We start from the raw sequence: 20666 nt of genomic DNA, 5'->3' as shown, positions 1-20666 counted from the left end.
GATAGCAGTGGAAATCCTTTTCTTTTTTTCTTTAAAAAAGAAAAGATTGCAACGCATAGCGGGAGGATTCGTTCTTAAAAACCATGAACACACTGCTCCTAATTCAAACTCGCCTTGAACATTCTCAATTCGTCCCAAGTATATTTGTCGCCAAATTGCTCTTTCATGCCGTTCAGCGATTCTTCTTTGTAATGCTTGAAGGCTTGGCTCAATTCCTTGATTTTGTCCTGTGGCAGTATGTCTTGGACGCTTACTTTCTTGGATTGGATCAGTTTGACCAAATGGCTTTCTATAGTTTGGGTGGTTAATTTCCTGATATTTGCAATATCCTGAATCGAATTTTTGCCAATCCACAAGTCGTAGGTTTCCTCCACGGTCGATTTCTTGGGTGCTTTCTTGGTCGCTTTTTTAGACGTATAGCGTTCCAAGTCGGCTTCGTCTTCAATCAAAGTGACATGTGTTTTCTTAAATTGGTTTTGAATCGCTTCAGTTTTTCTAGTGATGTATTTCTTTATTTCGTCAGAGGTTAGTTTTTCCTTCGAAATGGTTTCACCGGCAACCACGGTTTCAATCAAAAGCTTGGCTTTCATCAATCGCAAAACGGCTTTAGTCTGCAATTCTTCGAGCACAATCAGTTCCTCATAATAAGTCTTACTTTTTTTCTCTCGCTTCACTTCTTCGAGTTTCCAGAGAATTTCAAAAACCATCTCGTCCAATGGCTTTAAGAAATAGTTGAAAGCGGCTTGAATCCTGTCGGAAACATGGATTAAATCCACGGTTTCGTTATTGAAGATTTTGTTGAGCTGCGCCATGAATTTCTGGGAGGGATCCAAAAGGGAATCGATGGCTTCCATTTGGTTTGTTGCCCAGCGCGCATGTTTCGATTTGGCTGAATTTTCAGACTTATCCCCATAGCTGTACTTGTGATTGCGCCATTCCTGTGCTAAATCAGCCCAGTTAAAACTGTGCATCAAATAGTTATGGATGAAATTCTTGGTTTCAAAATGCAGTGAATTTTTCAATAATTCTTCCGAAGCCTTGTTTAAAGAGTAATCCATGACATCCTGGTCGTTAGAAATCCCGTTCATACGCAACGGAGATAGCAAAATAAGCCCTTCTAACGAGCGTAAACGCGATAATGCCACATACGCTTGTCCCGGCATAAAAACCTGCGAAACATCGATCGCAGCCTTGTCAAAAGTTAATCCCTGGCTTTTATGCACCGTAATCGCCCAAGCCAATTTTATTGGATAATGTACAAAAGTCCCTAAAACCTCTTCTTCAATTTCCTTTGTGGCGGGATCAATTTTATAGCGGATATTTTGCCATTCGTATTTTTCGACTTCTATGGTTTTGTCTTCTTCCGGAAAATGAACCAGAATCTCCTGGCTCGAAAGGGATTTTATGATTCCCATTTTTCCGTTGAAATAGTTTTTATCGAAGGATAGATCGTTTTTCACAAACATTACTTGTGCGCCCAGTTTTAATTGTAAGCGTTCCTCAATCGGGAAAATCTTCTCGGGAAAATCGCCCACGATATCCGGCTTGTAGGTTATCAACTCCCCTTTTAAATCTTCCAAAGCTTGTGCGTTCATAGCATCGGCCTTGGCATTGTGGGTGGTAAGTGTGATATAGCCTTTGTTATTTTTTAAATCAAAATCAGGTTTTACGTATTTGTTCAGCGCCTGAACATCGGCTGCGGTGATTTGGTTGTTCCGTAAATTATTCAAAACCGAGATGAACTCCGTGTCGGTTTGGCGGTATATTGTGGATAACTCAATATATAAAGGCGGATTTTGCTGAACAGCATGCGAATGGAAAAAGAATTTTCCTTTGTAATAATTGCGCAGCGTTCTCCATTCCTCATCCCGAATCACCGGTGGCAATTGCAATAAATCACCGATAAACAAAACCTGCACTCCGCCAAAAGGAGTTGCGTTCTTTCGCACCGTTTGCATCATATAATCCATTGCATCCAGCAAATCAGCGCGCAGCATACTCACTTCGTCGATCACCAACAATTCCATATTGCGAATCACCGATTTCTTCAATCCACTCATTTTAAAATGCCGGCGCAAGGTATCTTTCGACTCAAATTTTACCGTATCCGTGAATTGGGAATCGACATTAAAGGCAGGAATAAATCCTCCAAACGGCAACTGAAACATCGAGTGAATCGTAACACCTCCTGCATTTAAAGCCGCTATTCCCGTGGGCGCCACGACAACTGTGTTCTTGTGCGTGGTTGCTATGATTTCCTTTAAAAGCGTGGTCTTCCCGGTTCCTGCTTTACCGGTAAGAAATACCGATCGATGTGTTTGATTAATAAATTGTAAGGTGTAAGCAGCGGCTTCAGAGATTGTTTGCATTTGGCGTGTATAGAGATAGCTAAAATATTGAAAATAGGAATAGTATTTTCATTTTTGGAAAACAATTTTAATTTTAAATCCGGTCGTTTTTAGCCCCGATTGAAATGGAAATCCTTGACAGTTGAAAAGCGATTTTTTCTAAACAGAAAAGAGCGACCGCAGGAAGCTCCTTTTATGGTTAAGAAAAAACGCTTTACGACTGAGAGATTGAAATGAAAAGCGGGATAAAGCTCCAAAAAAAAGCCTTCATTCTAAAATTTAGATGAAGGCCGTTTTTTGAATTAATATATAAAAAAATTATTTTTTAACTTCTTCCTTTGATTCAGGAGATTTGTATTTATCGTTTAAAGCTTTTACAATCACTTTAGTAATATCGTATTTATCTTCAGCATATAAAACAGAGGCAGCGTCACCAGTACCGTAGATATACGAATATCCGTTTTCTTTACCGTAGGTTTTGATGAATTTTTTAACACCGCTAACTAAAGAATCCATTTCTTTACCGCTTTCTTGTTGCAATTCTTGAGCCAATGCTTGTTGCGCTTGACCTAATTGTTGCTCTCTTTTTTGTAATTCAGCTCCTTTTTGTTGTGCCCACGCTTGTCCATTTGCTTGTGCTTGACTTTGAAAATTAGCAGCATCTTGCTTAAATCTTGAAATTTCAGCGTCCAGTTGTCTTCCTTTCTCTTCTGATTTTGCTTTATATTTAGCTTCAAGGTCTTTTGCTTCGGTATATTCTTTCATTAACACTGAAGTATCCACATAAGCTGTTTTTACTTCCTTTACTTGTGGCGCTGGTTTATTACAAGATAGTATTGTAATTGAAAGTGCGATAATTACTAATGCTTTATTACTCATATTTTTAATATTTCTTTTTTGGTATTCGTGAATCTTCGATTTCATTTGATGAATTTCTAATTTTTTATGTATGCGTGACAAAAATATAAAAAAATAAGTAGCATTGACATAAAGTTTGAAAAATGCACATTTATTTATGATATCAGTTTTTGTTATTGTAAAGGAATTATTGATAATTTAAGGTTATAGCAATCGAATCCAATAGCTTTTAAATGAGCAGCTTTTTTAAAAAAGACAATATTCAGCTTGGTTTTAGTCTAAATCAGCGCTTAAATGCTTTTAAAATAGATTTTAGTTGTTTTTTATGATGTAAATATGCGAAGAATACTCAAAATCCTTCTTTGCTCTCCAATTGGATTGTAATCCGACGAAAAAGGCTTTTATAAAATTCATTTTCCCTGTTTTGTATTTTTCTGAAAGCAATGCCACGTAAAAAGAATCAAACTTCATAGGAAGCACTTTTACCAGTTTCATTTTTTCTTTTTCAAAAAGGGATTGTATAGCGGTTTTGGAAAAATGCCAAAAATGAATTGGCACATCATAAGCGGCCCAAAATTTCCCGTAATGTTTTGCATCGAAAGATTTGAAATTTGGAACCGCAATAATTAAAGTTCCATTTGGTTTCAACAATCGTTTCAGTTCTTTTATTTGTTCGTCTAAATTTGGAACGTGTTCCAGAACGTGCCACATCGAAATAACATCAAAGGAGTTATTTTCCAATTCACTTGTTTTTTCGACAAAAGAAACGCCTTTATTTTTTGCAATCGCTTTTGCTTTATCACTTGGCTCCACTCCTATTGTTTGCCAACCGTTTTGTTTTGCCACCGATAAAAAATCTCCAGTTCCCGCACCAATATCCAAAATTCTTCCTTTATCAGGTTGCAGTGAATTTATTAAATTGAGTTTGTTTTTTAAAGCTATGCTTTTTACGAAATGATATGCTTTTTCAAACAACGATCGTTTGCTGTCCGTATGCGAAATATAGTCTACGCTTTCGTAATATTTACCTAAAGTATCTAAACTGGGTTGCGGAGAGGTAACCAACATATCCAACTCTTCGTCATGATATAAATCAAATGTTTCTTTGGAAACGGAATAATCTTTAACGGTTAAAAAATGTTTTTTGTTTGAAATGTCCATATTGTTAGTTTTCAGTTTTCAGTCGCAGTATGCGGTTGAATCCCTTTAAGTATATTGTTTTTGTTTTTATGCTAAACCCCAAAAGCATTTTTAAATACTTTCAGGGCTGGTATTATTTATTTTGCAATTATCCAATAATAGCAAGGCTTCACAAGATAGTTTCACGTGGAACAAAATTAGTGTTCGGTGTTCAGTGTTTAGTATTTAGTTAAACTAATCACTGAAAACTCCTTAACGTCCCATATATATCAACAACACCGAAACATCACTTGGCGACACCCCACTAATTCGTGAAGCTTGAGAAATAGTTACCGGTCGAATCTTGCTTAATTTTTGTTTGGCTTCAATTGACATCGATTTGATTTTATTGTAATCGAAATTTTCAGGAATTTTCACATCTTCTAAACGCAATAATTTATCAGCATTATTTCTTTCCTTTTCAATGTAACCGGAATACTTCACTTGGATTTCGGCCTGTTCTAATATTTCCTGATCCACATCGTTTTCAGAAATATACGTTGCCACCTTTTCAAATTTCATTATGTCTTCTAAATCAATTTGCGGACGAGAAAACACTTTAAACATTTTATCTCCTTGCGAAATCAGCGCTGTATCTTTTGATTCTAAAATAGGATTTGCCTCCGCTACAGAAACACTTGTTTCTTTGAAGAAAGCTACCATTTTTTCAGATTGATTTAGTTTGTGTTCCATTCTGCGCAAACGCTTCTCCGAAGCCAAACCAATTTCATGCGACATTGGTGTTAATCTGAAATCGGCATTATCTTGACGAAGTAACGTTCTGTATTCTGCACGAGAAGTAAACATTCTGTATGGCTCTTCCGTTCCTTTGGTGATTAAATCATCAATTAAAACACCAATATACGCTTCATCTCTTTTTAAAATCATAGGTGCTTTTTCATGCACTTTTAAATGCGCATTAATTCCTGCCATTAATCCTTGAGAAGCTGCTTCTTCATATCCTGTAGTTCCATTTATTTGTCCTGCGAAATACAAACCTTCAACCAACTTGGTTTCTAAGGTATGCTTCAATTGTGTTGGAGGAAAATAATCGTATTCGATTGCATATCCCGGACGGAAAAATTTCACTTTCTCAAATCCCACAACGGAGCGCAACGCTTTAAATTGAATATCCTCCGGAAGTGAAGTAGAAAAACCATTTACATAAACCTCACAAGTATTCCACCCTTCTGGCTCGACAAATAATTGGTGTCTTTCTTTATCGGCAAAACGATTAATTTTATCTTCAATAGACGGACAATAACGTGGTCCGATACTTTTTATTCTACCATTAAACATTGGCGAACGATCAAAACCTTCTCTCAAAATATCGTGGACATCAAGAGAAGTGTACGTCATGTGACAAGACCTTTGATGAATCAATGGCGAAGTAATATCCGAATAAGAAAACTTATCTGGTTTAGCATCTCCCTTTTCTTCATTCATTTTCGAATAATCCAAAGAACGTCCATCGACTCTTGGCGGTGTTCCCGTTTTCATTCTTCCTGCTTGAAAACCTGCATTCACTAAATCTTCGGTGATTCCGTAAGCAGCACTCTCGCCTGCTCTTCCTCCACCGAATTGTTTTTCTCCAATGTGAATCAATCCGTTTAGGAAAGTTCCATTGGTCAACACAACCGATTTAGCTTTTATTTCCAGCCCCAGCGAAGTGCGAATTCCCTTTATCTTTCCATTTTCAATGATCAATCCTTTCACCATTTCCTGATAAAAATCAAGATTTGGCGTTCCTTCTAACATCATACGCCACTCTTCAGCAAAACGCATACGGTCACTTTGAACCCTTGGCGACCACATTGCAGGACCTTTGGATTTGTTCAACATCTTGAATTGAATCGCCGTCCTATCGGAAACAATTCCAGAATACCCGCCCAAAGCATCAATCTCGCGGACGATTTGCCCTTTGGCAATTCCACCCATCGCAGGATTGCAAGACATTTGCGCAATGTTTTGCAAACTCATTGTCACCAACAAAGTTTTGGAACCCAAATTCGCAGCCGCCGCCGCCGCTTCAGAACCGGCGTGACCCGCACCCACAACAATTACATCATATTCTTCTTGAAACATCTTCTTATTAATTTGTCCTGAGAACCTCAGGATTAAAATTCAAGCGGACTTTAAACCACTCAAACCTTGATTTTATTTATTGTTCCACGTGAAACATTTTAAAACGATTCAAAACATATTAAGGTATGTTCCACGTGAAACAATGCTGTTTTGAATTTCAAAATTCCATTACTGTTCCACGTGGAACAGCGCGATTTTTTCATCTTCTTTAGAACGCATCAACAGTTCCTCCGCTTCGCCTTTGTCCTTATATCCACAATAATGCAAAACACCATGAACCAAAACACGCTTCAGTTCTTCTTCAAAAGCAACGTTGAAATCCTTAGCATTGTCCTTAACTCTTTCGATAGAAACAAAAACATCCCCGCTTAACTCATCCCCCATCGTGTAATCAAAACTAATGATGTCTGTTAATGTGTCGTGATTGAGATACTCTAAGTTGATTTTGTGTAAATACTCGTCGTCGCAAAAGATGTAGTTTATCTCCCCTTCTTTCTTGTTTTCTGACACAATCACATTAGACAACCAAGCAGCAATTGCTTCTTCGTTCTCTAAATTAAAGTCAGTTTCGTAATTAAAATTGATCATTTTTTATTGAAATATTCTTGAACCTTTTGATTAAAATTCGACCGCAAAGGTAAGGATTGTCTATTTAATATTTCGATGCTATTCAAATAATCTAATAAAGCCGCTGGCAATGCATTAGATTGATTCGTAAACTCCTTTTTGTTGGTTTCTGATTGTCGTTTATTTTCCTGACCTTGTTGTTGAACAGCCGTGTTTAATTTCAATAATTCTTGCTTTACATTCAGAATTTTTTGAAGCGTTTCATTTTTAAATCCTTTGTTCAAAAGCTGCTTTTCTATCTGTTTCATTTGCTCTAAAGCACTCTGTCCATTTCCACCCAATCCCTGTCTATTTAATTCGTTTTGCAAAGCTTCTCTTAGCTGCTTCTGTTCTTTGTAAATTTCCATAATAGCTTTGGCATCCCCTTCACCATCTTCCCCATTCTCTCCGCCTTTTCCACTACCGTTCTTTCCTTGACCTGGCTTTTGTCCATCACCAGGCTTCTGTCCTTCACCAGGTTTTGATCCTTTTTCCATTCCTGCTTTCATCTTCTCACCAAGGCCTTCCTGCTTTTTAATAATGTCCGGCAATTGCATTCCTAGACCCTGACCTTTCCCTGGTTTTGGTTTTCCTGAGCCCATTCCTGATAAGGACATTTGCATATTAGAGAGCGTTTCACTCAGCATATCGGCTAGTTTATTGGCAGCCGAAATAGCATACTGTTGATGCGACAATCCTTTCGGAATTTGCGAATCCGATAAAGTCTCTAACGACTTGTCAATATTATACTGAACGTTCCCTATTTCCTTAGTCACTTCCTCGGCTATTTTGGGATTCCGCAAAGACATCGCAAACAAGCTGTCGTCAACATGCTTGAACTCTTGCTTCAAATTTTGTTGGATTTTAATGTTCTTATTAAACGAAGGCGAACCCGTTTTGAGTCCTTTGAATTGAAGCATTACCTCTTCCTGAGACAATGAATAAGCCAATAAATTATCTAAAATTTGTCTTAGCATTTTTACATCTTCTTCCAATTGTTCCTTTTCGGAACCTTCCATGCTTTGTTCCATTTTCATGGACATCTCTTTCATTTTTTTAGAAGCACTTTTTTGTTTTGGTTTTGCCTTAGATTGATTTTGCTTTTGCAATTCCTCGGTTGCCTTCTTCAAATCTTCATCAATACTTTTTTCTTTTTCTGCATCTTTTGGAATATCCATTGGAGATTTAAGCGTGGCGTTTTCCTTTTCCAAATCTTTTAAATCTTCTTGGATTTTATCAAAAGCGTCGTTGATTTCCTTTTGATTCTCTTGTTTGTTTTCTTTTTCGTTTTCCGATAATTTATCTTGCTTTTCAGAAAGTTTGTCTAACTTATCAGCGATTTGTTCCGCCTTTTTATCTATATAATAGCGCTTGGTCAGTTCCACTAATTGTGCTAAATTTTTAGTTTGGTTTTTACTGTTTTGTTTGAACTTTTCTAATTTATCAAGCAAGTCCTCATTCTTAATTTTATCATTTAAAGATTTAAGTTCATCCAATAGTTTCTGGTTTTTATCCAAATCTTTATCGGCTTTATCCAAACGTTTTTGCAAATCTTCCTTCAGTTCGTCTTTTTTATCCGTTTTAAATTTATCGAGATTGTCTTTCATTTTCTCTGCAAATTCCTTCATCATTTCATCCTGCTGTTTTTGACGCTGAATAAAATCATTTACTTTTTGCTGATCATTAAATTCCAAATTCGATTTTTCTTTTCCGCTCTTTTGAATCTTTTCAATAGCAGAAATTTGTTTATCCTGATTCTTCAAGGACTTTTCTAAACTGTTGATATTGTCGTTCTGTTGTTTCAAAACCTGATCTTCCTTCTCTTCCTCTGTGGCAACACGATTCGAGAAGACAGAAGATTTGGTGCTTTTAAAACGATGAATGGCATCATTATCATAAACCTCAAAATAGTAATCATACGACTTCCCTTGAACCACAGGAAGATTTCCTGGAAAAGTAAAAACAAATTGATCGTATACTCGGGACTTCACAACAATTGTTCCACGTTTGGCAGTTTGTGGCTTCTCTCTTTCATAATATACTACTTGCAGTTTAGACAATCCGTAATCGTCAGAAATTTGAACCAATACATAATTTTTGGCCACCTTCAAACTGTCAGGAGCATTACTCACTTTGATCGTTGGAAACTGATCTTTGATTATTGAAAGCTGATAATCCAACTTTTCATAGTTTTTTACTTTATTATTAGAGGTAAGGATTTGATATTCTGTATTTTGCAAGATACTTCTAGATAAAGTAAAGTTGTTTTCTGCTTTCGCAAAAGAAAAAACCGATGATGCATCTTTCCAAACTACATTTTGAGTCGCTTGCGTGCTCATTTTCCAAGTGACTCTGGTTCCTTCAGGAATAATAGCGTTTCCAGTTCCTTTGATAAATTCCGATCTTCTATTCAAATACGACGGAAAGTTTAATATCATTTCAAAATTAGAAATAGATGGCACTGTTATTACTTTCAATTCATAATCCTCAGAAGAAATTCCATTGGCCTCCACGTGAAACATTACGTCTTTTGAAGGCTTCGAAATCTTAAATTGGAAATCACCTGATTTACTAGTTTCCATAAAATAACTTTCATCGTCTATAAAAATCGTAGCATTTTCTGGAACCACTTTCCCTTCCGTTTTTACATGAAGGATGAAATCTTTATTTTGTTCGGTCTGCAGATTATTATTTAAAAGAATGAACTTGAATGGTGCCGGAGGTAAGAATGGCGAATTGAAATGCACTACTCTATTTAAACTTTGGGAAATTATTGTACTGTTACCCGACAAATAAAAAACAGCTAAAACCAAAACAGGAAGTATAGCCAAAGGCAAAAACCTTTTGTTTTGATTCAAATTAATCGCGTTTCCAAAAGGAATTGGCTGTAAGGTTTTCGCTTTTTGTTCTATTGAAGCTAATAGTAATTCGGATTGATTTGCATCATTTGATAATTGTAAAAAATTAGTCAGCTTATCGCTTACTTCGGCAAAATGATTTCCGATAATGGTTGATGCCTGTTTATAGTCAATTCCTTTTTGGAGTTTGAACAATTTAAAGATTGGAAACAAAATAAATCGGAACATCAGGAAAACTTCAATAGCAACAAAGGTCCAAAACAAAAACCGTCGTCCCATTGGCTTAAGCCAAAGAAAATACTCCACAAAAAGCGTGAACAAAAAATACAACAACCCTAAACCGATAAAGAATAATATTCCCCGAATCAGTTCGTTGGTGTAATACTTTTTGATAAAAGCCTCCAGTTTTTGATAAATATATTGTCGCGTTTCCAAAATTTTAGGTCTTTATAATAACCAATAAATGTACTAATTTATATTTAGTGATACTTGTTAAAAAAATTTTGTAATTAATTAGGATGAAAAATAGAAAACGATTTACTAAATTTATGCAAAAACACTGACTATGAAATATTTATTCGCATATAGTATTCCAGTTATTGGTATAGTAGGAATTTATTTTGGTGGTTTTTGGACCTATTCTGCATTATTATTTGCTTTTGTATTGATTCCACTATTAGAGTTAGTATTGCCAATTGACGCAAACAATTACGATAGTGAAACCGTCTTAAACCGACTGAACAATAAATTATTTGATATATTGCTAATACTGAACGTCCCGATAGTGTACGGAGCAATCCTGTTTAGTTTGTACCGAATTACAAATATTCAACTGACCTTGTATGAAATTGTAGGAATGACTCTGAGCCTAGGAATTATTTTGGGAGCAAACGGTATAAATGTTGCGCACGAACTAGGTCATAGAAAAACACTATTTGAAAAGGTGATGGGAAAAATACTTTTGATTCCAAGTCATTATACCCACTTTTTTATAGAACATAATCATGGACATCATTTGCATGTTTCAACACCCGAAGACCCATCAACAGCTAAATATAATCAAAGTTTATATTCTTTCTGGTTTCAAACCGTGACAGGCACGTATTCAAAGGCATGGGGAATTCAAAAAAAATTAAATAAAGTTGATAACCGATCCTTCCTTTCCGTAAAGAATGATATGTTTTGGTTTACCATTATTCAAGCGAGCTACTTAATTACAATTTATTATTTCTTTGGTTTCATTGGACTGCTATTTGCACTATTTTCGGGAATCGTTGGGTTTTTATTGCTAGAAACCATCAACTATATCGAGCATTATGGATTAAAACGAAACCAGCTTGCTTCTGGAAGATATGAGCGTGTAACAGAAAAACATTCTTGGAACTCTAACCACGTGTTAGGCCGAATTATTCTCGATGAACTAACCAGACATAGCGATCACCACTTTAAGTCTCAAAAAAAATATCAAATTTTAGAATACCATGATGTGTCACCACAAATGCCTTATGGCTATCCTACGTCAATGGTTTTATCGTTTTTCCCATCACTTTGGTTTGCTGTAATGAATAAACGAATACCTGTAAATATGAAGTAATGTATAGAAATAGAATTATCTTTGCAAAAAATCAACAATAATGTCTAAACAAGTTCGGGTGCGTTTTGCGCCAAGTCCAACTGGACCTTTACATATTGGCGGAGTTCGTACCGCCTTATTCAATTATTTGTTTGCCAAAAAAAATAATGGCGTTTTCTTCCTGAGAATTGAGGATACGGATCAAAACCGTTATGTTCCCGGTGCCGAAGAATATATCATGGAAGCACTGGAATGGCTGGGAATTGCACCAGATGAAACCATTGGAAAGAATGAGAAATTTGGTCCTTATCGTCAAAGCGAAAGAAAACATTTGTACAAGCAATATGCGGATCAATTAATCAATAGCGGTAATGCGTATTATGCTTTTGATACTGCTGAGTCTTTGGACGCACAAAGAAAACTTGAAGAAGCACAAGGAAATACCTTTATATACAATCATCACAACAGAGAAAAACTAGACACTTCTTTGGTTATTTGTGCTGAGGAAACGGCTAAAAGAATCGCTGACGGAGAACATTATGTAATCCGTTTTAAAACGCCTGTAAATGAAACATTACATATGCATGACATCATTCGTGGTGACGTAAAATTTGAAACAAATCTTTTAGATGATAAAGTGTTGTTTAAAAGCGATGGAATGCCAACGTATCATTTAGCCAATATTGTGGATGATCATTTAATGGAAACTACTCACGTGATTCGTGGTGAAGAATGGTTGCCTTCTATGCCTTTGCACGTTTTGTTGTATAGAGCTTTTGGTTGGGAAGCACCGGAATTTGCTCATTTACCATTGATTATGAAACCAGTTGGTAACGGAAAATTATCAAAAAGAGATGGTGACAAAATGGGATTCCCTGTATTCCCATTAGATTGGAAAACCGAAGAAGGTGTTTCATCAGGTTATAGAGAAAAAGGATTTTTCCCCGAAGCGGTTATCAACTTCCTGGCATTATTAGGATGGAACGACGGGACGGAAAAAGAATTATATACGCTTGAAGAATTAGTTCAAGCTTTTGATTTGAGCAGAGTTCATAAAGCCGGAGCTAAATTTGATCCGGAAAAAAACAAATGGTTCAATCACCAATATTTGGTGAAACAACAAGATGAGGATTTGGCGAAAGCCTTCGCTCCTATTTTAATTGAAAAAGGTTTCAACGTTTCTGAAAACATAGTTACAAAAGTGGTTTCCTTAATAAAAGAACGCGCACATTTTGTTTCAGAATTTTGGGAACTATGTGATTTCTTTTTTGTGGCTCCAACATCGTATGATGAAAAAGCAAGCAAAAACTGGAAAACGGAAACACCAGCATTAATGCAGGAATTAATCTCCGTTGTGGAGGAAATAACGGATTTTACGTCCATGAATATCGAAACCATCGTAAAAGACTGGATGACAAAAAACGAAATTGGAATGGGAAAAGTAATGCAACCCTTTCGTTTGAGTCTGGTTGGCGCGCTGAAAGGCCCTCACCTATTTGATATTGTTGAAGTAATTGGAAAAGACGAAACGATTAAGAGAATTCAAAAAGCAATAGCTACTTTATAAAAAACAAAAAAGCTCCCAAATTTGGGAGCTTTTTGGTTTTATTTTAAACATTCTATATAACCATTAAATTGGCTTTGATATCCAGCACGCTTTTTTGATCTTTTTATACATGTTATTAAATCTTTTAATTTAGGATTATATTTTTCTTTTTTTATAATTTTTGTTATTTCAAAAACTTCACTATTTAAATTATCCGAATAAAAACAACCATCACTTTCTCTAATAGAGTATCCATCACTTCCAAAAGCAATTTTATCAAAATTGATATATCCATCAATATAAAATACTTTTTCATTATTTTTAAAAACAAATAAAGGTAACCTTAAACCATCTTTATTCATTCTAAAAATGTAATTATCAATCTTAAATCCCCAATATTTGTTCATATTTATTTTTTCTTCCTGACTTCCATTTTTAACAACAATTTTGTTTGCTCCCCAATCAGTGCATAAATAATTAACAATAATGCCTAAATTTATACCTGAATTACTTACAAAATCCTCGTATGTTTTAAAAATAATCAAATTTTTATTTGAATTATCTTGACAATAGAGAACTGATTCAAATAGAAAAAATATTAATAAAAAATATTTTATTTTCATATTTAATTAGAATTGGATAATCTTTTTATTTCTAAATTTTCCACATAACATCTCATTGCTAAAGCATAAAAACCAAATTCACCTCCTGTTTGGTATTTTATATTTTCTAATCTATCATAAATATAATATCTTTTCATTGTAGAACTTGCAGAAAGACCATCACTCCATGCTGTAGTCATGATAGAACCACCATCATAATCAAAAACATATCTATATTTTTCTTTGTCAGCATATTTAGCAGAATACAAATCAGGTTTATAAACTAAAACATAATCACCTTTGTATTTCTTTTTGAAAGCACTTTTAAGAAATTTATCATAACTATTTCTGTCTTGAAGTATACATAAAATTACTTCGTTGGCTTTACCAAACGAAGGTGGTATAGCTTTATTTTCTTCTGTACACTCTCTTCTAGCCTTACCTTTTGAAATAGCCTTTGCAATAAAACAAGAATTCAAACTTAGTGTTAGAATGATTAATAGTGAATAAGTAATAACGGTTTTAAATAATCGTAATGTTCTCATAAATGAATTTAGTTTTTAAGTTAAAAATAGAAATCCCTCAAATGTTTTACATTTGAGGGATTTCTATTTTTATTTTTGAAGATATTTTAATAAAATTTTTCCTATAACTATAATTTTATAAATAAAGAATAAGATTTCCGTTAATTATTCCAGGATTTCCTTTGAAATTTACCCCTAAATTTTTCGTATTCAAGTTTTCCAACATATTGTTTAAACCATATTGATAGGAAACATTCGCACGGAAATGGCGAACCCCAAAAGTTATTCCAACCGTGGGATAGAAATTAAATTTAGAAATATCCACAATATCTTTGGCCAACAATGTGGTACCAGAAATGATGTTATTTTCATTTTCAGCATCAATATTAAATTTTCCATTCACTTGTACTATTGGACCAAACTCAACACTCAAATGATTTTCGATCAATTTATAACTCAACTGTAGTGAGATTTGAGCAGATGGTAGTTTGTAATTCACCTCTTCATTTGCTAGAAAAAAACTTTTGGTGGCAACCGTAAAATTGTTTTCACTAAACTGTAAGGCATAAACCATATCCCAATCATTATAGAAATTTCCTCTTACGGAAAGTCCGCCGTTCCATCCTGAACACGGTTTGGTCTGGAAATTACTAGTATTCAATGTAAATTGATTTACGCCAAAACTAATTCCAATTCGATTCGAATCCCGATAATTATATTGGGCAACAGCAGCCATTGAAAGGAGAATAAAAACAGTAGTTAAACTTATCTTTTTCATGTTTTAAAATTTAATCAGCGCAAACCTAAAGTTTTTTTGTAATTTAACACTAACTTTTTAATTAAATTATTAATACTATGAACATTACGTTAATTATCTTCCTTGTCTTTGGATTATTTATCTTACTTTCTTCCTTTTTTACTGTCAAACAACAAACCTCAGTCATTATTGAACGTTTCGGAAAATTTTTAAGTGTCAGACAATCGGGACTACAACTGAAAATTCCTTTAATTGATCGAATTGCCGGACGCGTTAATCTGAAAATTCAGCAATTAGATGTCATCATCGAAACCAAAACGAAAGACAATGTTTTTGTAAAACTAAAAGTGTCAGTGCAATTTATGGTCATCAAAGAAACCGTATATGATGCTTTTTACAAACTGGAATATCCGCATGACCAAATCACTTCTTATGTATTTGATGTAGTTCGCGCCGAAGTTCCAAAATTAAAACTGGATGATGTTTTTGAAAGAAAAGACGACATTGCCATTGCTGTAAAAAGAGAATTGAATGAAGCAATGACCACTTATGGATATACCATTATCAATACATTGGTTACTGATATTGATCCTGATATCCAAGTAAAAAACGCGATGAACCGAATAAATGCAGCAGATAGAGAAAAAACGGTGGCAGAATTTGAAGCTGAAGCATCCAGAATTAGAATTGTGGCTAAAGCCAAAGCAGAAGCAGAAAGCAAACGTTTACAAGGACAGGGAATCGCGGATCAACGCCGTGAAATTGCAAGAGGTTTAGTAGAAAGTGTAGATGTATTAAACAAAGTTGGGATAAACTCTCAGGAGGCTTCGGCTCTTATTGTGGTGACTCAGCATTATGATACGCTGCAAGCCATTGGCGCAGACGCAAACTCCAATTTAATCTTACTACCTAATTCTCCTCAAGCCGGAAGTGATATGTTGAATAATATGGTCGCCTCTTTCAGTGCATCCAATCAAGTGGGTGAAATGATGAAAAATAAGAATAAAAAGAGAAAACCAAAAGCGGATGAAGAAAATCATACAGGTCAGCAAACAGCTCCCGCTCCGGAAGAACCTGAAATAGAAATATAATACTACATAAAAAAAGAGGCTTAATTGCCTCTTTTTAATTTTGATACCCATTTAGATATAAATGGAATTGCTTTTGAAACAAACGGAACCGCTTTGGCAACATATGGAATTGCCAAACTGACTAATGGTCCATAGGAGCCTGAGAAAGCATTTAAAGATGAACCTATAACCCCACTAACAATGTTTTTGGGAGTAAAGCTTTCCTTGGTTTTTTTAATACCGAAGACTAATTTTTGATAACTGATTTCTTTTTCGATTCTCAAAATCTCTAGTTCTCTGTCGATTTGAGCGTAGGATGAGTATTTTTTAGTTTCCATAATTAGTCGTTAAAAAAGATTTCTGAAAAGTTCTCCAATACTGATCCTTCAAAAAATTTATCCCTAATGGTAAATAAAAGTCCTGTTATGACTAAATATATTCCTCCTACGATTAAAAAACCAATCGGATAACTATCCATGTATTTACCAATCGCTAATGCTCCGGCAATAGAACAAAATAATAATACGATGCCAAAACAAATAAAAATCAAGGTCAATTTAAGAATCATGGTGGTTGATTTCATCGCCACCTTAAAACCCCATAATTTATAATAAGCCACATTGCTTTCCAAGAAAGATTGCATCTGTTCTTGGATATGCTCTGTGTTTTCTTTTAATTCTTCAAAAGCCATAAATATATTTTTTTAATATAATTAATAATGGTAACTAATATTATTTTTGAAGCTTAGCATTTTGCTCTTTCAAATCAGCTAATTTTTGCTCTAAAAATGAAATTACATCTTCCGCTTTATGACTCACATTTGAAATCATATCATCATAAGTGTTTTGTAAATTATTTTGTTTGAAAAGAGAAATTTTATTTTTCAACTCATCAGATGCATTATCATATTTAAGTTTCAAATTATTTTTGGCATCATCATACCCATCATTAATTTTTTCTCTAGTTCTGGAACCTTTGTCTGGTGCATATAAAATTCCTAAACCCGCTCCAATAGCTAAACCAGTTACTAAACCCATCAATGTACTTCCAGCTTTATTCGACATAATTTTCAATTTTTATAGTTAATAACCTAAAGTTACGTATTCTATTAACATAGCGTTGTTAACAAGCCGTTAAATTGCTTTTGATTAGTCTAAAAAAGCAAATAAAGCGCCTCATTGAATAAAAAATCAACGAACATAAAAGAAGTCATAAAACTTAAAAAGTCGTTTTAAATTCAATTTATATAGGTTGTTTTTGATTGATAAATTTTATGTTTTTTATAATTTTAATAAGGATTTACTATAATAACAAAAAGCGCCATTTAAAGGCGCTTTCGATTGAAAAAATCTATATCGTTAATGGAGCGTTATAATTTTAAATCATTTAATAATTTTAGAACTTTCTCGTTTTTTTCAACTTTTTTAATTTCCGAAAGTTGAGTTTCAAAAAGACTGTAGTTATTTAAATCATTTTGTAAATTTTGAATAGCTAAAATTCTAACGGCAGCCATTTGGCTTTTTAAAGACATTGTATATAATTTAGTCAAAGACTCTTCTTCTATGTCTTTAATTTTAACTTTATCAGAATAGTGCAAAATCAAATTAGAAAACAACAAGGAGTTATTATCATTTTTAATATTCTTAACAATAGTTTGAATAATTAAACTGTAATTATCAATACTTTTTATGTTTTCAATAATAGAATTTAAAATCAAAGCCGCATTATTCGCGTCCTTTTCCTTCACATATTTATTGATTTCCTTTTGGGTATTCATCAATAAATTTTCTTCTTTCTTGCCTTTTTCTTCCCAGGCATCTTTCAATCCAACGGTTTTATTAAAGACAATTTTACCTTCGGATGTGTCTTTATCCACATTAAAATAACCCAAACGTTGAAACTGGAATTTTTCATCCGATTTTACATCTGATAAACTTGGCTCAACAAATCCTTTTACAATTTGCAAAGAACTAGGATTCATAAATTCCAAGAAATTTTTCTCTTTGTGGCTGTCTGGCGCTTCATCAATAAACAAGCGATCGTACATACGAACTTCTGCTTCAATGGCATGTGCGATAGAAACCCAATGTAAGGTTCCAGCAACTTTTCTTTGACTGCCTTCACTCCCACTTCCGCTTCTACTGTCTTCATCGTACGTCACATTAATTTCAGTGATATTTCCTGCAGCATCTTTAACAACGCTTTCGCCTTTAATGATATAGGCATTTTTCAAACGCACTTCTCTGCCTAAACTTAAACGGAAAAATTTAGCCGGCGCTTCTTCTAAAAAGTCTTCTCTCTCGATGTATAATTCTCTTGAAAAAGGAACTTTTCTAAATCCTGCACTTTCATCTTCCTGATTATTTTCGGCTTCTAACCATTCTTCTTTGTCAACAGGATAATTAGTGATAATCAATTTTATCGGATCTAAAACTGCCATAACTCTGGGAGCCGCTTTGTTTAAATCTTCACGCAAACAAAATTCCAAAAGGGAAACATCTATGACATTTTCTCTTTTGGCTACTCCAATAATATCACAAAATTTACGAATAGAAGCAGCGGTATACCCTCTTCTTCTCAAGCCGGAAATAGTAGGCATTCTGGGGTCATCCCAACCGTTTACTATGTTTTCTTGAACTAATTGCAATAATTTACGCTTGCTCATTACGGTGTAATTCAAGTTCAAACGCGCAAATTCATATTGATGTGGTTTTACTTTTGAATCATCATAAATTTGGTCTAAAAACCAATTGTATAATTCTCTATGCATTACAAATTCCAAAGTACAAATAGAATGCGAAATTTGTTCGATGTAATCACTTTCGCCATGTGCATAATCATACATCGGATAGATTTTCCAATCGTTTCCGGTTCGGTGATGATGACGGTGTAAAATTCTATACATCAACGGATCACGCATCAACATATTAGTTGATTTCATATCAATTTTGGCACGTAAAACATGACTTCCTTCGGGGAAATCAGCGTTTTTCATTCCTTCGAATAAACTAAGATTTTCTTCTACAGAACGGTTTCTATAAGGTCCATCAACACCCGGTTGTGTTGGCGTTCCTTTTTGGATCGCCATATCTTCAGAGGATTGACTATCAATATACGCTTTACCATTTTTAATCATAGCAACCGCCCAATCATATAATTGCTGAAAATAATCAGAAGAATACAATTCTTCGGTCCAATCAAAACCCAACCATTTCAAATCCTCCTTAATAGCATCTACGTATTCCTGTTCTTCTTTGGCAGGGTTCGTATCGTCAAAACGCAAGTTTACTGGCGCATTATATTTTAAACCTAAACCAAAATTCAAGCAGATCGATTTGGCGTGGCCAATATGTAAATAACCATTAGGTTCTGGTGGAAAACGAAAACGCAATTTATCTTGAGGAAAACCGCTTGATAAACTGTCTTCAATAATTTGTTCTATAAAATGGAGCGATTTTTCTTCGGTTGACATATTTTTTCTTAATTTTAGCAAAGATAAAAAAGTTTAAGGTTTAATGTTTAATGTTTCCATAGAAACCTATGAAAAGTTAGCAATTCCGCTTTAAATTTTAAACAAAAAAATTAAATTAATGGGATTTATAAAATTAAAAAACATCAGAACTTACTCTTATCATGGTTGTTTGCTGGAAGAGAGTAAAATAGGTTCCGATTACAGAGTAGATTTAAAAATAAAAACAGATTTACGGAAATCGTCCTTTTCAGATGATCTGAATGAAACGGTGGATTATGTGCATTTAAATCGAATTGTGGAAGAAGAAATGGCTATTCGATCTAACTTGCTGGAACATGCGGCACAACGTATTATGACAAGAATTTTCAAAGAACTACCATCGGTTTCTAAGGTAATTTTACAAGTATCAAAATTAAATCCTCCTATGGGCGGTGATGTTGAAGCAGTTACTGTAGAGTTAGAAGAAGATAGAAACTAAGTTAATTAGGAGTTACCCATTACGAATCACGAATTTTTAAAACTTTGTGGTTATTGGCTTTCCTTTTTTAACTTTTTTACTATATTTGCACACCAATAAATAATTGGCGTCGTGGCCGAGTGGCTAGGCTGGGCTCTGCAAAAGCTCCTACTCCGGTTCGAATCCGGACGATGCCTCTAAAACCTTCAAAGCAATTTGGAGGTTTTTTTATGTCTAATTTTTAGAAAAAATTAAGTAAAGATATAGTTCGAATCCGTCCCGAAGCTTCGGGAGATGCCTCTAAAACCTTCAAAGCAATTTGGAGGTTTTTTTATGTCTAATTTTTAGAAAAAATTAAGTAAAGATATAGTTCGAATCCGTCCCGAAGCTTCGGGAGATGCCTCTAAAACCTTCAAAGCAATTTGGAGGTTTTTTTATGTCTAATTTTTAGAAAAAATTAAGTAAAGATATAGTTCGAATCCGTCCCGAAGCTTCGGGAGATGCCTCTAAAACCTTCAAAGCAATTTGGAGGTTTTTTTATGTCTAATTTTTAGAAAAAATTAATTAAAGATATAGTTCGAATCCGTCCCGAAGCTTCGGGAGATGCCTCTAAAACCTTCAAAGCAATTTGGAGGCTTTTTTATGTCTAATTTTTAGAAAAAATTAAGTAAAGATATAGTTCGAATCCGTCCCGAAGCTTCGGGAGATGCCTCTAAAACCTTCAAAGCAAT

General features: G+C 34.5%; 17 protein-coding genes and 1 tRNA gene. 5 read left to right on the top strand and 13 right to left on the bottom strand.

Annotation, left to right across the window (positions count from 1 at the left end; genetic code table 11):
* Positions 1 to 98 precede the first annotated feature (98 nt).
* From IWX84_RS14785 to IWX84_RS14760, 6 genes are all read right to left on the bottom strand, one after another.
* A complete protein-coding gene (locus IWX84_RS14785) occupies positions 99 to 2369 on the bottom strand; it encodes a helix-turn-helix domain-containing protein (protein ID WP_196851525.1) in 2271 nt (756 codons plus the stop codon).
* 297 nt (positions 2370 to 2666) lie between these two features.
* Positions 2667 to 3272 (bottom strand): OmpH family outer membrane protein, encoded by a 606-nt coding sequence (locus tag IWX84_RS14780; protein WP_231385505.1) that lies wholly within the window; start codon positions 3270 to 3272, stop codon positions 2667 to 2669.
* Positions 3273 to 3518: 246 nt separating this feature from the next.
* Entirely contained in the window at positions 3519 to 4367 is an 849-nt protein-coding gene (locus tag IWX84_RS14775) for a class I SAM-dependent methyltransferase (RefSeq protein WP_196851524.1), read from the bottom strand.
* A 231-nt stretch (positions 4368 to 4598) separates the two neighbouring features.
* Positions 4599 to 6470, bottom strand: a complete 1872-nt coding sequence (gene mnmG, locus IWX84_RS14770) for a tRNA uridine-5-carboxymethylaminomethyl(34) synthesis enzyme MnmG (protein ID WP_196851523.1) — start codon at positions 6468 to 6470, stop codon at positions 4599 to 4601.
* Between the two features lie 168 nt (positions 6471 to 6638).
* Complete coding sequence (gene ybeY, locus IWX84_RS14765) at positions 6639 to 7058, bottom strand: rRNA maturation RNase YbeY (RefSeq protein WP_196851522.1); 420 nt, start codon at positions 7056 to 7058, stop codon at positions 6639 to 6641.
* A complete protein-coding gene (locus IWX84_RS14760; RefSeq protein WP_196851521.1) occupies positions 7055 to 10369 on the bottom strand; it encodes a DUF4175 family protein in 3315 nt (1104 codons plus the stop codon). The genes ybeY and IWX84_RS14760 overlap by 4 nt, the downstream gene beginning before the upstream one ends.
* Positions 10370 to 10499: 130 nt before the next feature.
* Here IWX84_RS14760 and IWX84_RS14755 point away from each other — a divergent pair, with 130 nt between their 5' ends.
* Together IWX84_RS14755 and gltX are read left to right on the top strand one after the other, a co-directional pair.
* Entirely contained in the window at positions 10500 to 11528 is a 1029-nt protein-coding gene (locus tag IWX84_RS14755; RefSeq protein ID WP_196851520.1) for an alkane 1-monooxygenase, read from the top strand.
* A 40-nt stretch (positions 11529 to 11568) separates the two neighbouring features.
* Positions 11569 to 13074, top strand: a complete 1506-nt coding sequence (gene gltX / locus IWX84_RS14750) for a glutamate--tRNA ligase (protein ID WP_196851519.1) — start codon at positions 11569 to 11571, stop codon at positions 13072 to 13074.
* A gap of 38 nt (positions 13075 to 13112) precedes the next feature.
* On the opposite strand, the gene IWX84_RS14745 is transcribed toward gltX, so the two are convergent.
* From IWX84_RS14745 to IWX84_RS14735, 3 genes are all read right to left on the bottom strand, one after another.
* Positions 13113 to 13676, bottom strand: coding sequence for a hypothetical protein (locus tag IWX84_RS14745; protein WP_196851518.1), 564 nt, complete (start codon positions 13674 to 13676; stop codon positions 13113 to 13115).
* 2 nt (positions 13677 to 13678) lie between these two features.
* Entirely contained in the window at positions 13679 to 14200 is a 522-nt protein-coding gene (locus IWX84_RS14740) for a hypothetical protein (RefSeq protein WP_196851517.1), read from the bottom strand.
* 115 nt (positions 14201 to 14315) lie between these two features.
* On the bottom strand, positions 14316 to 14957 hold the full coding sequence (locus IWX84_RS14735) for an outer membrane beta-barrel protein (RefSeq protein ID WP_196851516.1): 642 nt from the start codon (positions 14955 to 14957) through the stop codon (positions 14316 to 14318).
* A 77-nt stretch (positions 14958 to 15034) separates the two neighbouring features.
* On the opposite strand from IWX84_RS14735, the gene IWX84_RS14730 reads away from it, so the two are divergent.
* The gene (locus IWX84_RS14730) at positions 15035 to 16027 is read left to right on the top strand and encodes an SPFH domain-containing protein (protein WP_196851515.1); all 993 of its coding nucleotides are present in this window, start codon (positions 15035 to 15037) and stop codon (positions 16025 to 16027) included.
* A 20-nt stretch (positions 16028 to 16047) separates the two neighbouring features.
* Here the strand turns inward: IWX84_RS14730 and IWX84_RS14725 are convergent, their stop codons facing one another.
* The 4 genes from IWX84_RS14725 to IWX84_RS14710 all read right to left on the bottom strand — a co-directional run bounded on the left by IWX84_RS14725 (position 16048) and on the right by IWX84_RS14710 (position 19478).
* Entirely contained in the window at positions 16048 to 16344 is a 297-nt protein-coding gene (locus tag IWX84_RS14725) for a DUF6327 family protein (protein ID WP_196851514.1), read from the bottom strand.
* 2 nt (positions 16345 to 16346) lie between these two features.
* Positions 16347 to 16697 carry a phage holin family protein gene (locus IWX84_RS14720; protein WP_196851513.1) on the bottom strand — a complete coding sequence of 117 codons (351 nt, stop codon included), beginning with the start codon at positions 16695 to 16697 and terminating at the stop codon, positions 16347 to 16349.
* A 40-nt stretch (positions 16698 to 16737) separates the two neighbouring features.
* On the bottom strand, positions 16738 to 17070 hold the full coding sequence (locus IWX84_RS14715; protein WP_196851512.1) for a YtxH domain-containing protein: 333 nt from the start codon (positions 17068 to 17070) through the stop codon (positions 16738 to 16740).
* A gap of 305 nt (positions 17071 to 17375) precedes the next feature.
* Positions 17376 to 19478, bottom strand: a complete 2103-nt coding sequence (locus IWX84_RS14710; RefSeq protein ID WP_196851511.1) for a glutamine--tRNA ligase/YqeY domain fusion protein — start codon at positions 19476 to 19478, stop codon at positions 17376 to 17378.
* A 118-nt stretch (positions 19479 to 19596) separates the two neighbouring features.
* On the opposite strand from IWX84_RS14710, the gene folB reads away from it, so the two are divergent.
* Positions 19597 to 19956, top strand: coding sequence for a dihydroneopterin aldolase (gene folB / locus IWX84_RS14705; protein WP_196851510.1), 360 nt, complete (start codon positions 19597 to 19599; stop codon positions 19954 to 19956).
* Between the two features lie 105 nt (positions 19957 to 20061).
* Positions 20062 to 20132: transfer RNA gene (locus IWX84_RS14700), tRNA-Cys, on the top strand.
* Positions 20133 to 20666: the final 534 nt, after the last annotated feature.

Origin of the sequence: Flavobacterium sp. CG_9.10, assembly GCF_015752245.1 — a bacterium.
Taxonomy (GTDB): domain Bacteria; phylum Bacteroidota; class Bacteroidia; order Flavobacteriales; family Flavobacteriaceae; genus Flavobacterium.
The sequence above is the reverse complement of the archived record's forward strand: the minus strand, read 5'-3'. Positions and strand labels throughout refer to the sequence as shown.

What these genes read in the sequence shown, in the direction of transcription:
- mnmG (WP_196851523.1), bottom strand. Translation starts at nt 6,470, where the DNA reads ATGTTTCAAGAAGAATATGATGTAATTGTTGTGGGTGCGGGTCACGCC.
- IWX84_RS14715 (WP_196851512.1), bottom strand. Translation starts at nt 17,070, where the DNA reads ATGTCGAATAAAGCTGGAAGTACATTGATGGGTTTAGTAACTGGTTTA.
- IWX84_RS14740 (WP_196851517.1), bottom strand. Translation starts at nt 14,200, where the DNA reads ATGAGAACATTACGATTATTTAAAACCGTTATTACTTATTCACTATTA.
- IWX84_RS14720 (WP_196851513.1), bottom strand. Translation starts at nt 16,697, where the DNA reads ATGGCTTTTGAAGAATTAAAAGAAAACACAGAGCATATCCAAGAACAG.
- IWX84_RS14730 (WP_196851515.1), top strand. Translation starts at nt 15,035, where the DNA reads ATGAACATTACGTTAATTATCTTCCTTGTCTTTGGATTATTTATCTTA.
- IWX84_RS14710 (WP_196851511.1), bottom strand. Translation starts at nt 19,478, where the DNA reads ATGTCAACCGAAGAAAAATCGCTCCATTTTATAGAACAAATTATTGAA.
- folB (WP_196851510.1), top strand. Translation starts at nt 19,597, where the DNA reads ATGGGATTTATAAAATTAAAAAACATCAGAACTTACTCTTATCATGGT.
- IWX84_RS14775 (WP_196851524.1), bottom strand. Translation starts at nt 4,367, where the DNA reads ATGGACATTTCAAACAAAAAACATTTTTTAACCGTTAAAGATTATTCC.
- gltX (WP_196851519.1), top strand. Translation starts at nt 11,569, where the DNA reads ATGTCTAAACAAGTTCGGGTGCGTTTTGCGCCAAGTCCAACTGGACCT.
- IWX84_RS14725 (WP_196851514.1), bottom strand. Translation starts at nt 16,344, where the DNA reads ATGGAAACTAAAAAATACTCATCCTACGCTCAAATCGACAGAGAACTA.
- IWX84_RS14785 (WP_196851525.1), bottom strand. Translation starts at nt 2,369, where the DNA reads ATGCAAACAATCTCTGAAGCCGCTGCTTACACCTTACAATTTATTAAT.
- IWX84_RS14780 (WP_231385505.1), bottom strand. Translation starts at nt 3,272, where the DNA reads ATGAAATCGAAGATTCACGAATACCAAAAAAGAAATATTAAAAATATG.
- IWX84_RS14745 (WP_196851518.1), bottom strand. Translation starts at nt 13,676, where the DNA reads ATGAAAATAAAATATTTTTTATTAATATTTTTTCTATTTGAATCAGTT.
- IWX84_RS14735 (WP_196851516.1), bottom strand. Translation starts at nt 14,957, where the DNA reads ATGAAAAAGATAAGTTTAACTACTGTTTTTATTCTCCTTTCAATGGCT.
- IWX84_RS14755 (WP_196851520.1), top strand. Translation starts at nt 10,500, where the DNA reads ATGAAATATTTATTCGCATATAGTATTCCAGTTATTGGTATAGTAGGA.
- ybeY (WP_196851522.1), bottom strand. Translation starts at nt 7,058, where the DNA reads ATGATCAATTTTAATTACGAAACTGACTTTAATTTAGAGAACGAAGAA.